Origin of the sequence: Pseudarthrobacter sp. O4, from assembly GCF_050157025.1 — a bacterium.
Lineage (GTDB): Bacteria > Actinomycetota > Actinomycetes > Actinomycetales > Micrococcaceae > Arthrobacter.
Genome location: NZ_CP189591.1, coordinates 1213647 through 1225416, shown reverse-complemented (window position 1 = coordinate 1225416; position 11770 = coordinate 1213647). Strand labels below are relative to the sequence as shown.

Annotated in this window: 8 protein-coding genes; 6 read left to right on the top strand and 2 right to left on the bottom strand. The window is 67.1% G+C overall.

Annotated features, from left to right (window positions below):
• Window positions 1–12 precede the first annotated feature (12 nt).
• Window positions 13–1482 (top strand): sensor histidine kinase, encoded by a 1470-nt coding sequence (locus tag ACQCSU_RS05550; protein WP_426978721.1) that lies wholly within the window; start codon window positions 13–15, stop codon window positions 1480–1482.
• A gap of 101 nt (window positions 1483–1583) precedes the next feature.
• Here ACQCSU_RS05550 and ACQCSU_RS05545 read toward each other — a convergent pair whose 3' ends face one another.
• Complete coding sequence (locus tag ACQCSU_RS05545) at window positions 1584–1832, bottom strand: WhiB family transcriptional regulator (RefSeq protein WP_015937605.1); 249 nt, start codon at window positions 1830–1832, stop codon at window positions 1584–1586.
• 308 nt (window positions 1833–2140) lie between these two features.
• Between ACQCSU_RS05545 and ACQCSU_RS05540 the strand changes: the two genes are divergently transcribed.
• The gene (locus ACQCSU_RS05540) at window positions 2141–2536 is read left to right on the top strand and encodes a hypothetical protein (protein ID WP_426978719.1); all 396 of its coding nucleotides are present in this window, start codon (window positions 2141–2143) and stop codon (window positions 2534–2536) included.
• A 10-nt stretch (window positions 2537–2546) separates the two neighbouring features.
• On the opposite strand, the gene ACQCSU_RS05535 is transcribed toward ACQCSU_RS05540, so the two are convergent.
• A complete protein-coding gene (locus tag ACQCSU_RS05535) occupies window positions 2547–6671 on the bottom strand; it encodes an FtsK/SpoIIIE domain-containing protein (RefSeq protein WP_426979721.1) in 4125 nt (1374 codons plus the stop codon).
• 290 nt (window positions 6672–6961) lie between these two features.
• Between ACQCSU_RS05535 and glf the strand changes: the two genes are divergently transcribed.
• From glf to ACQCSU_RS05515, 4 genes are read left to right on the top strand one after another with little or no spacing between them, the layout of a single operon-like run.
• Window positions 6962–8149: a UDP-galactopyranose mutase gene (gene glf, locus ACQCSU_RS05530; RefSeq protein WP_426978717.1), complete on the top strand. Its 1188-nt coding sequence runs from the start codon at window positions 6962–6964 to the stop codon at window positions 8147–8149.
• Window positions 8146–10137, top strand: coding sequence for a glycosyltransferase (locus ACQCSU_RS05525; protein ID WP_426978715.1), 1992 nt, complete (start codon window positions 8146–8148; stop codon window positions 10135–10137). Before glf ends, ACQCSU_RS05525 begins: the two co-directional genes overlap by 4 nt.
• Window positions 10138–11007: an ABC transporter permease gene (locus ACQCSU_RS05520; protein ID WP_426978713.1), complete on the top strand. Its 870-nt coding sequence runs from the start codon at window positions 10138–10140 to the stop codon at window positions 11005–11007.
• Between the two features lies 1 nt (window position 11008).
• Window positions 11009–11761 (top strand): ABC transporter ATP-binding protein, encoded by a 753-nt coding sequence (locus ACQCSU_RS05515; RefSeq protein ID WP_426978711.1) that lies wholly within the window; start codon window positions 11009–11011, stop codon window positions 11759–11761.
• The last annotated feature ends 9 nt before the right edge of the window (window positions 11762–11770 follow it).

Below are 11770 nucleotides of genomic sequence, written 5' to 3'. Positions count from 1 at the left end.
AATGGAGGTGCTGTGGCAATCTTTACGGACCCTATCAGGGAGCATGCTGATTTCGGCCCGGGGGATGCCGAGTGGCTTCACCTCCTGGTCGGCGACTGGCAGATGGTCGCCGACCTGGCGTTCGCAGACCTGGCGCTGTGGTTTCCGCATCCCGAGTTCGGCTATGTGGCGCTGGCCCATGTCCGCCCCTCCACCACGCATACGGTGTTCCACGCCGACTTCGTGGGGGAGGGGATCAGATCGGACCTGAGGCCGCTGGTCGACAAGGCCTGGGAGAGCCGCACCATCGAGCGCTCAAATGAGACCAACTGGAGCAGCGACATGGCCCTGCGGGTCGAGGCTGTGCCGATGGTCCGCAACGGCCGGACGCTGGCCATCGTCACGACGCACATGGACCTTTCCAGCTCGCGCATGCCGTCCCGGCTGGAGCTGACCTACCGGCAGTGCGCCTACGACCTGCTCCGGATGGGCACCCTGGGACTGTGGCCGGACTTTGCCTCCCCCACCGGCTCGCGCCGCGGCGCACCCCGGGTGGGGGACGGCCTGATCCGGCTCGACGCCGAGGGGATCGTCCAGTATGCGAGCCCCAACGGGGTGTCTGCCTTCCGGCGCCTCGGCGACGGCGAATCACTCGAAGGCCGGAGCCTTGCCGAGGTGACTGCAGGGCTCCTGAAGGACCGGCGCCTGGTCGATGAAACGCTGCCGCTGGTTGTCACCGGACGGATGCCGTGGCGCAGTGAAATCGAATCGCGGGGTGTCAGCCTGTCGCTGCGGGCCATTCCTTTGCGCGACGAAGAGCAACGGTTCGGGGCGCTCGTCCTGTGCCGCGACGTCTCGGAGCTGCGGCGGCGGGAGATGGAACTCGTCACGAAGGACGCCACGATCCGCGAGATCCACCACCGGGTCAAGAACAACCTGCAGACCGTGGCCGCGCTGCTGCGGATGCAGTCCCGGCGCATGGTCAGTGACGAGGCCAAGCAGGGGCTCGAACAGGCCATGCGCCGGGTCGCGACAATCGCCCTCGTGCACGAAACGCTGTCCCAGGGCCTCACCCAGAGCGTCGACTTCGATGAGCTGATCGGGCGCCAGTTCCGTCTCTCCGCGGAGGTGGCCTCGCCGTCGCAGCAGGTGAAGACGCAGCGCTCCGGGCTGTTCGGCGAGCTGCCCAGCGACTTCGCCACCCCGCTGGCCCTGGTCATCAACGAGCTGGTGACCAACGCCGTCGAGCATGGGCTGGAGGGGCGGGCCGGCACGGTCTGGCTGATCGCCAACCGCTCGGAAGGCGAGGACGGTGAGGAACTGCTGACGGTGACCGTGGCGGATGACGGCGTCGGCATTCCCGAGACGCCTTATGCGGAAGGCCTCGGACTGCAGATCGTGCGCACCCTCGTCACCAGTGAGCTGGGCGGCAGCATCCGGTGGTCAGCGCGGGAGGGCGGCGGCACCGCGGTGCAGATCGTGCTGAGCCTGGCCACCCGCTGAGCCGGCGCTGTTAACCGCGCAAGGGCCGCAGACCCTGGGGTCTGCGGCCCTTGCTGCAGTCCCGCCCGCAGGCGGAAACGTGCCGCCCGAAGGCGGAAAAATCAGGAGGCGCGGCGGGCGCGTGCTGCGCGGCGCTTCAAGGCGCGGCGTTCGTCCTCGCTCATGCCGCCCCAGACGCCGGCATCCTGGCCGGATTCAAGCGCCCACTGCAGGCAGGTATCCACTACCGGGCAGCGCCGGCAGACGCTTTTGGCTTCCTCGATCTGCAGGAGGGCAGGGCCGGTGTTTCCTACCGGGAAGAACAGCTCCGGGTCCTTTTCAAGGCACGCTGCGCGGTTACGCCAATCCATGCTGATCAGTCACTCCATTCCTGGGAACTCGTTAAATGCCTTTGTGAAATTATTCACTAGAGGCTTCATAAGAAAGGGGCCCTCTGGGGCCCCCTCGGTCATCTGGATTAAGCGTGTCACGTTAACGCTGTGTAAACAAGGGGTAATTGGGTTCGACATGCCACCGGATCGTGAGCGATGCATCACATGGGCTGGCGGCGCCCTCACATTCAGACGACTATGTCCGGTACTGTGCCAGTGTGTCAAGACCGTCTGAGAACCCTTCCGAACCTGCCGGACCCGGCGCGGGCGGTCCTCCCGGGCGGGGTGTGCGGCCGGCCGGAATAACGGTCATCGCAGCAATTGTGGCGCTCGAGGCGGCCGCCCTGCTGATTGCTGCCGGCTGGTACGGAAGCCAACTGCTGACGGGAGCCCCGGTGCTCTCGTTCTGGGGCGCGGTATTCACGCTGGGATTGCTCCTTGGGTCTTCCATCTGGCTCTTTGCCGTGGCCCGATTCCTGTTCGGCGGATACCGCTGGCCGAGGGCGGGAGCCCTGGTGGCCCAGCTTTTCGCCCTCACCATCGGCTTCCCCACCCTGACTGGCGGATACCCTCTGGCGGGACTGGCCATGCTCGTGCCGGCCGCCGCCGCGATCGTGCTGCTGTTCGACAAGAGAGTCATCGCCTTCGCGTCCCGGACCGGCGGCGCCCCTCCGGCCCTGTAGCCACTTTCCGTCACGGCACAGCTTCCGGCGTGGCCCTGCCGGCGGCAGGATCCGCGGCCAACTGTACTGCCATGGCCTGCCCGTCGGAGATCACGACGGCGCGTCCGGCCGGCGGGCTGGCCTCCAGCTCAAACCGGACCCCGAAAAGGTCTCCATCCATGAGGCTTCCGGGGCAGATCAGTACTCCTTTTCCGTGGCTGCGCGCGCAATGCGCGAGGGGGACGCGCTGCTGAAGAGCCGGACTGAAACCGGCAGCAAGGATCACCGTCCAGCCGAGGCTGTTGAGGCCGAGCAGTTCACGGTTGGTTTCCTCGGACTGCAGGTCGAGATCGTCGGCCACCAGCACTGCCGCGCGATTCAGGGTGCCGGCACGGGCCTGGGCATGAGTCCCGGCCCAAAATTCCGCCGGATCCTGGCCGGCCCGGGGGTGCAGCCAGCCGCCACCCGACGGATTGAGGCCCGGGAGGGCAGCCAGCAAGGATGTCTTCCCCGAGCCGGGACCGCCCAGGACAGCCAGGACGCTGCCGGCCGGGAGCGTGAGGCTGACGGGCCTGAGATCGTCTCCACCCACCCCGAGGCAGAGGGAGACGGGCGCCCGGGACCCCGCCCGGGTGCGGTCCTCAACGGATTCGTCCGCCGGCGGGTCTGCGGACCGACGTCCCGCCGGTGCGGGGGCGCCGAGCCGGGCGAGCACTTCGGAGACGCTGACCCGCTGCGGCAGGGCTTCGACCCTGAACGGCACCTGCCGCAAGGACAACTCGGGACTCGTCAGCAGCCCGGGAGGCGGCGCCTCATAAAGCTGGCCGGCGTGGCCCGCCGCCGAAGCGTTTCCGGTGAAAGCGCCGAAAACGGCGACCCGGTCGGGAAGAGCCTCCAGCGCGGGCAGGCGAGGCCAGGCAAGCCGGCCTTCCTCCGTTGAGCCGGCCGGCATGAAGATGCGGTTGGCGATACCGCCGAAAAACCGTGCGGTGGCCAGCTCGCGTTCGCCGGAGACGATGACGGTGATTCCGGCCTTGGCACCGTCCCGGATGATGTCCTGGACCAGGTCTTCGCCCCGGGCAAGCGGGCCTGACCGGAATGCCGAAACCCAGGAGCCCCAGCCGCAGAGGGCGAGGACCAACCGGGGCGGGTCAGGAACAGCCGGCGCGCTGAGCCTCCGCGTCATGTCTGCGGCCAGGCGTTCCAGTACCCTGACCGCGCGGCGGGGTTCGTGCAGACCCGCCACGGCCCCGACCCTGGCCGACGCGGCAGTCCGGCTGAATGAACCGGCAGCATCAAGGATGTAGAGATGCGATTCCCGCTCCGCGGCCAACAACTGGTCCACCGCCAGGGCGAGGGCTGCGTCCCCGCCGCCCGCCGCCCCGCCGACCAGCCCCAGATGGCCGTGATCGTCCGGGCGCCAGCACAGCTCCGCGAGGCGTTGCTCTTCCGGTAAATCCAGCCAACCCAGCCGGACCGTGCCGCCGTCCCCGGAGACCGTGGGCGTTGCCTGGATGGGAGGCGGGCCGCCGGGGGAGACGGCGCGCGGGAACGGCAGCAGCCTCGGGAGCGGCGCGGCGACCGGGCGGCGCACAGGGCTGCCGCCCATGGCCGCCCACAGCCCGCTGCTTTCCGCTGCAAGCGCTGCCGCCTCCTGCACCCGCGTCCTCCCGGCTTCCTCCGCTTCGCCGCTGCGCGCATCCGCGGGCGGCTGGCCGAGCCACTCGCCCGCTGTCAGCACGGTCACGGTTCGCGCGGCGGGCGGGGGCCGGTCCGGAGTGAGGGTGGCCGTCTGGAACTCCTCCGGCGCTTCGGTCCCCCTGGCCAGAAAGGCGCGCCCCGGACTGGCGATGGGGATGTCTGCCGCCAGCGCAGAGTTCATGATGTCGATCGATTCCATCCCGGACTGGACCCGCAGGGCCACGCAGCTTGTGACGTTCGCCCGGATGTCGGCCGTGATCGAGCCCTGCGGGCGCTGGGTGGCCATGACGAGGTGGATTCCCAGTGACCGGCCGATGGCCGCAATCCTCATCAGCTCGGTCAACGCTCCCGGGGCCTCGTCGACCAGCATCCTGAATTCGTCAACGACGATGACGAGGTGGGGGAGGACGGGCAGAGTCCGGTCCAGCGAGCGGTACATGATGAGATCGCGGGCCTGGGCGGACGCCAGCAGTTGTTCCCTGCGGCGCACCTCAGCCCGGAGCGAGACCAAGGTACGGTCAACTTCCTGTAACCCGAGATCGGTCAGCATTCCCACGCAGTGTGGAAGCCCGGTCAGCGGGCCGAGCCCCGAGCCGCCTTTGAAGTCCACGAAGAGCAGGTTGATGCGGTCCGGCGGGTAGGTGGCAGCCAAGGCCGCAGCCAGCGTCCGGAGGAACTCCGACTTGCCCGAGCCTGTGGTGCCCGCCACCAGGACATGGGGGCCGTCGCGCTGCAGGTCCAGGTGGAGGGTTCCCTTCCGGCCTGTGCCGACCGGAACCGGCAGCCCGGCCGTGTGACCGGAATGTGCCCAGCGGCGGGCAACATCAGTGGCTTCGAGGGGAAGGATCCCGGCCAGGGCGCGGCCGGCCGCCATAGTCGCCGGCCGATCCAGGCACTGACGTCCGGCGGACCCTAGCCGGCGGCAATAGCTGTCAAACACCGGGGGAGGGACGAGGTCAGGCAGGAACGGGATCGCATCGGGGCCCCGTGTCAGCCGGGCCGTGCGCCCTCCGAGGGCAATGACGGGGCCCTCGGGCGGGTCCGCGGGACGCGAGCAATCGATCACCTGCCAGCCCTTGCCGGCGGCCAGGGCGCTGAGTGCGGCGGCCCGGGCAGTGCCCGGCGTCGTCGCGGGGATGAGCCCGCCGCCGGGGTCATCGACAATGATCAGTACTCCGCGGTCGCAGCCCGGACCCGGGCCGGCGCGCAGGTGGCTGGCCGTTGCGCCGTCGTGGCCGGACAGCGTCACCCGGGGGAGGAACCGCGCGGCGAGCGGGATGCACGCCGGGGAGCCGTGAATCAGGACCCGGGTCCGCCGGGCGGCAGGATAGCCGGCGAGCTGCAGGATGAAGGAGCGGACCAGCCCGGCCACAGCAGCCTGCGGGCCGGAGACGGCGGTGACGGCGGCCGGGTCGAGCGTCAGCGGCGTCAGGCCGAGTGGGGGTGGGAGGAAGCCGGGATCCGCCGGTTCCAGCCTGATGTTTGCCCGCTGCTCAGCGAGCCCAAGCCGCAGCCAGAGGGCGCCGGTTCCGGCGCGCGGTTCCTTGCCGTCGGCATCGCCATAGGCGTTGTGGGCGCACAGTTCCGCCGCGGACGGGGCGGACCGCCGTCGCCGTTCCATATCCTCGCGCACAGCTGCCGCGAGGGCTGCCTTCAGCCCGCGACGCTGCCTCCGGCCGGACACCGCCGGGATCAGCATGGACGCGGCAGAGACCAGGCTGAACGCCAGGAACATCCACAGCCCGGTCAAGAGCGCCAGGCCAACTCCGATGACCAGCGGCAACACTGCCGTGAGCAGCACCGTTGCGCGGCTGCTGTTAAACGGAGCGCTGTTCGCGGGGCCGCCCACGGTCAGCGGCTCCGCAACGCTGCAGCCCGCGGATTCCGACAAGCCGGAATCCGCGGAACCGCCGCCGAAGATGAGGGACATCGTGGAATTACCGCAACGGATCACCGAGCCGGTGGTCACCACCGCTTCGCTCACCCGCTTGCCGTCGACGGCGGTCCCGTTGGCGCTGTGCAGATCGGCGATGGTCACAGCCGAGTCCGTGACGTCCAGCCGCGCGTGTTCACGGGACAGCTCGGCGTCCGGAAGGACGATCTCCGTCCCGCTCCGTCCGATCCGGAACCGCGCCCGCCGAAGCGGGACGATGGTCCCCGCGCCGGGACCGCTGTGCACGGCGAGGAGCAGCGGCGGAACCGCCGGATGGCTGATGCCGGGCAGAGCCTGCGAGGCGCAGTCCACCAGGACCGCTCCGTCACGCAGCGGCGGATCACCAACCCGCGTGGCCCGGACCGGAGCCCCGTCCACCGTCAGCCCGCCCGTTCCGTAGCGCCGCGAGATGGCCTCCTCCAGGTCCGTGCCCGAGCACTCCGCGGGCACCTCGACGGCCAGCTCGACCGGGCCTCCCGCGAGCGCCGAACCTGGTGCCGGCACCAGGGTGCACTGCAACATCACTGGAAAATCACTGCAACATCACCGCAGGATCCTTTCTGCCGGAGCGGACTGTAGCCCACGCTAGAAGCGGCGGCAGGATGGCGTCCCGGGGAAGTCCAGCCATGTGGATAAGGGACCCTGCGGGAACGCCGCGGCAGCGGCTGCGGAGGCGCCATGACCACCGGGCTGCGGCCGCAGGAACCCCCGGGCGCCGGAGGCTGGTCCGTGGTTCCGATCCCGCCTCGGGTAGGCTAGAGCAGCAGACAATGCGCAACATTGGGCTGCCCGCATTCGAATCAGGAGAGTTTGTGACCGCTGACCTCGTCATCGTAGGGTCGGGCTTCTTTGGCCTGACAATCGCAGAACAGGCCGCCACCGAGCTGGGCTTGAAGGTGGTCGTCATCGACCGGCGCCACCACATCGGCGGCAACGCCTACAGCGAAAAAGAAGGACAGACCGGCATCGAGGTGCACCGCTACGGTGCCCACCTTTTCCACACGTCCAACGAGCGCGTGTGGGAGTACGTGAACCGTTTCACCACCTTCACGAACTACGTGCACAAGGTGTACGGGGTGCACAAGGGTGAGGTCTATTCGCTGCCGATCAACCTGGCGACGATCAACCAGTTCTTCCGGGCCAACCTCACTCCTGGCCAGGCGCGCGAGCTGATCAAGGAACAGTCCGGGGAACTTGCCGGCACCGATCCCCAGAACCTGAACGACAAGGGAATCCAGCTCATCGGGCGGCCGCTCTACGAGGCGTTCATCAAGCACTACACGGGCAAACAGTGGCAGACGGATCCCAAGGACCTGCCGGCGGGCATCATCTCCCGGCTGCCCGTGCGCTACAACTACGACAACCGGTACTTCAACGATACGTATGAAGGCCTGCCGACCCACGGCTACACCGCCTGGATCGAGAAGATGGCCGAACACCCGAACATCGAAGTCCGGCTGAACACCGATTTCTTCGACGAATCACACGATTACAGCAAGAACAAGGTTGTCGGCAACATCCCGGTGATCTACACCGGTCCCGTCGACCGCTACTTCGACTACGCCGAGGGCGACCTCTCCTGGCGCACGATCGACTTCGAGGAAGAAGTGCTCGACGTCGAAGATTTCCAGGGAACGTCGGTGGTCAACTACAACGACGCCGACGTGGCCTACACGCGCATCATCGAGCCGCGCCACTTCCACCCGGAGCGCGACTACCAGACGGAGAAGACCGTCATCATGCGTGAATTCTCGCGCGCCGCGGAAAAAGGCGATGAACCCTACTATCCGATCAACACGGCCACGGACCGGGAACGCCTGCTCAAGTACCGCGACCTGGCGGCCGCCGAGAAGGATGTCCTCTTCGGCGGACGGCTCGGCACGTACAAATACCTGGACATGCATATGGCCATCGGCTCGGCCCTGACCATGTTCGACAATCAGATCCGCCCGCATTTCGAAGGCGGCGCCACACTGGAAAGCGGAGGAGTGGACGCATGAGCTCCGCAGACGTGACAAACCCCTGGAAGACGATCCAGCGGGTCATCCTTCCCTCGGCAGACCAGCCGGACACGATTTCCCTGTACGCCGACGCCGGCAGCGCCAGCGGCATCCGGCTGCGCGAGAACGACGAGCTGGCGCGCACCCCGAAGCTTCCCGAAGAGAAGCTGCAGATGTTCAGCTCGGGCGGCCGGGAGGCGCACTTCGAAGACCTCCTCACGAGGCATTCCATGCGGGTCCGTTCCGGTGAACAGATTTCATTCGGGACGTACTTCAACGCCTTCCCGGCGAGCTACTGGCGGCGCTGGACCTCCGTCCGGGACATCCGGCTCGTCGTCAGGACCAGCGGAACCGGCACGGTCACAGTTTACAAGTCGAACGCCCGCGGGTCAGTCCAGCGCGTCGACGGCAAACACGTCGACGGCGGCACCACCTCGGTGTTCGAGCTGACCCTGAAGCCGTTTGGCGACGGCGGCTGGTACTGGTTCGATCTGGCGGCGAGTTCAGACGGACTCGTGCTCGAGAGCGGCCAGTGGGAGACCACCGGCGGGCTTGCCGACAGCGGCCAGGTCACGCTCGAAATCACGACCATGAACAAGCCCGACTTCTGCCTCAACAACGCCCGCATCCTGTCCGAAAACCCGGATGTCCTTGAGAACGTCAAGGAAATCCTGATCGTGGACCAGGGCACGCAGAAGGTCGAGGACCAGGAGGGCTTCGCAGCTGTCCGGGACGCCCTTGGCGGCAAGCTCCGGATCATCAACCAGGCCAACCTCGGCGGATCCGGCGGCTTCGCCCGCGGCATGTACGAGGCCGTGGAGAACGGCAGCGACTATGTACTGCTGCTCGACGACGACATCGTTGTGGAGCCCGAAAGCATCGTCCGGCTGCTCACCTTCGCCGACCATTGCCGCCGGCCCACTATTGTCGGCGGCCACATGTTCGATCTCTACAACCGCAGCGTCCTGCACACTTTCGGCGAAGTCGTGGATCCCTACCGGATCGTGCCGGCCCCGCCGCACGCCGACATGGAGGTCCGTCACGACTTCAGCGTCGCCAACCTGCGCCAGACCGCCTGGCTGCACCGCCGGGTGGACGTGGACTACAACGGCTGGTGGATGTGCCTGATCCCCACGAAGGTGATCAAGGAAATCGGCTTGTCGCTGCCGCTGTTCATCAAGTGGGACGACGCCGAGTACGGGCTGCGCGCCCGCGAGGCCGGTTTCGCCACGGTGTCGCTTCCGGGAGCTGCCGTGTGGCATGTGTCCTGGATCGACAAGGACGACCTCGTGGGCTGGCAGGCCTATTTCCACGAGCGCAACAGGCTGATCACCACGCTGATTCACAGCCCCTACCCGAAGGGCGGGCGCGTGCTGCGCGAATCAGTGCAGGCGGACGTCAAGCACCTCGTCTCGATGCAGTACTTCACCGAACACGGCCGGATCGAAGCCCTGAAGGACATCTTCGAGGGGCCCCACGAGCTGCACAAGATCCTGGCCTCGAAGCTGCCCGAGATCAACGCCCTGAAGTCCGAGTATCCGGACGCCCAGTTGAAGGACGACGTTGACGACTTCCCGGCCCCGAAGCTGGGACGTGGACCCATGGGCGGCACCGTGGTCGGGATGCCCAACAAGAAGGACCTGATTCCCTGGGGCATCAAGACTGTCGCGCGGCAGCTGATCAAGGCGCCCGGTCCGGAAAGCGCCGAGAGGCCGCAGGGCTACCTGGCGCACCGGGACAACCGCTGGTTCAGGGTCGCGCACTACGACAGCGTGGTGGTTTCCAACGCCGAGGGTACGGGCGCGTCCTGGTACCAGCGGGACCCCAAGAAGCTCAAGTCGATGCTGACCGAAGCGACCCGGCTGCACCTGCGGCTGTTCCGCGAGTGGGACAGCCTTGCAGAGCAGTACCGGAGCGCCGTGGCCGACATCAGCTCGATCGAGTCCTGGAAGAAGACGTTCGAGGCGCACTCCAAGGACGGCAGCTAGGTGGCGGGTCAGGCCGACCAGCTCGTCAGGCCCGGCAGCGGTCGGGGCCTCCTCGACGTCTATGGGGACCGGTTCCTCCTGAAGCTGCTGGTGCGCAAGGAAATCAAGGTGCGCTACCGCGGCTCGGTGCTCGGCCTGCTCTGGTCGTACGTCAAACCGCTGGTGCAGTTCCTGATCTATTTCGTGGCGCTGGGCATCTTCCTGAATCTCCAGCGGGGCACGCCGAACTATGCCATCTATCTCTTCGCGGGCATCGTGCTGGTGAATTTCTTCACGGAGTCGCTGTCGAACGCCACCCGCTCCGTCGTGGACAACCGCGATCTGATCCGGAAGATCTACCTGCCGCGGGAACTGTTCCCGGTCGCCACGGTCTGGGTCTCGGCTGCCCATTTCCTGCCGCAGCTCCTGGTGCTGATCGGCGCCTGCCTGGTGGTGGGATGGACGCCGTCGATCCTTCAGCTGGCCGCCGTGGTCCTGATCTTCCTGATGGTCGCGGTTCTCGCCACCGGCCTGGGCCTGATGTTCGGGGCAGTCAACGTCTACTTCCGCGACTCCGAGAACATCGTGGACATGATCGTCATGATCGTCACCTGGGCGTCCCCCGTCCTGTACGTCTGGTCGATGGTCGAAGGCGTGATGGGACCGTGGTTCTGGATCTACCAGCTGAACCCGATGACGGTCGCCGTCGAAATCTTCCACTGGGCCTTCTGGGAGCCGACGCTCAAAGCCGACCAGCTGGTGGGCGGAACCATGCCGCCTGACCTGCTGACCGTCTGGCTCCCCGTCGCCATGCTGGTGACGCTCGTGGTGCTGTTCCTCGGACAGCTCACGTTCCGCCGGCTCGCCATCCATTTCGCACAGGAGCTCTGAGATGACTTCGCACGGCCATGTCGCCATCAGCTGTGAGGGCCTCAGGAAGCAGTTCGTCCTGCGCCACACCCGGTCCCTGAAGGAAGCCCTCGTGTGGCTGGTGAAGGGCCGCAAGGGGGATCTGTCCAAGAAATTCCTGGCCCTCAAGGACGTCTCCCTTGAGGTCAAGCAGGGGGAGACCGTTGCCCTGCTGGGGCTCAACGGCTCCGGCAAGTCCACCCTCCTGAAGCTGATCTCGGGGGTGCTGCAGCCCGACGGCGGGACCGTGCGCACGAGGGGCCGGGTGGCAGGCCTGATTGAGGTCGGGGCCGGCTTCCACCACGACCTCAGCGGCCGGGACAACGTCTACCTCAACGGCGCGATCCTCGGCATGACCGAGAAGCAGATCGACGAGAAGTTCGACTCCATCGTGGAATTCTCCGAGATCGGCGAGTTCATCGACACGGAAGTGAAGTTCTACTCATCAGGCATGTACCTGCGGCTGGCATTCTCCATCGCGGTGCACACCGACCCCGAAGTCTTCCTCATCGACGAGATCCTTGCCGTGGGCGACGAGCCGTTCCAGCGGAAGTGCATTGCCAAGATCAAGGAACTCTCGGACAAAGGCAAGACCCTGTTCGTGGTCAGCCACGACCTGGACCTGGTCGCCACGGTCTGTGAACGCGGCGTGCTGCTGGAGCACGGCGAGGTCATCATGGACGGGGAAGTGCACGACGTCGTCGGCGAACTCCGGCGGAGGTCCGTCTCGCTGTAACGGCATGGA

Bases quoted from the DNA above. Each gene is read 5' to 3' on its own strand.
- ACQCSU_RS05545 (WP_015937605.1), bottom strand. From the start codon at position 1,832: ATGGATTGGCGTAACCGCGCAGCGTGCCTTGAAAAGGACCCGGAGCTG.
- ACQCSU_RS05535 (WP_426979721.1), bottom strand. From the start codon at position 6,671: ATGTTGCAGTGCACCCTGGTGCCGGCACCAGGTTCGGCGCTCGCGGGA.
- ACQCSU_RS05525 (WP_426978715.1), top strand. From the start codon at position 8,146: ATGAGCTCCGCAGACGTGACAAACCCCTGGAAGACGATCCAGCGGGTC.
- ACQCSU_RS05515 (WP_426978711.1), top strand. From the start codon at position 11,009: ATGACTTCGCACGGCCATGTCGCCATCAGCTGTGAGGGCCTCAGGAAG.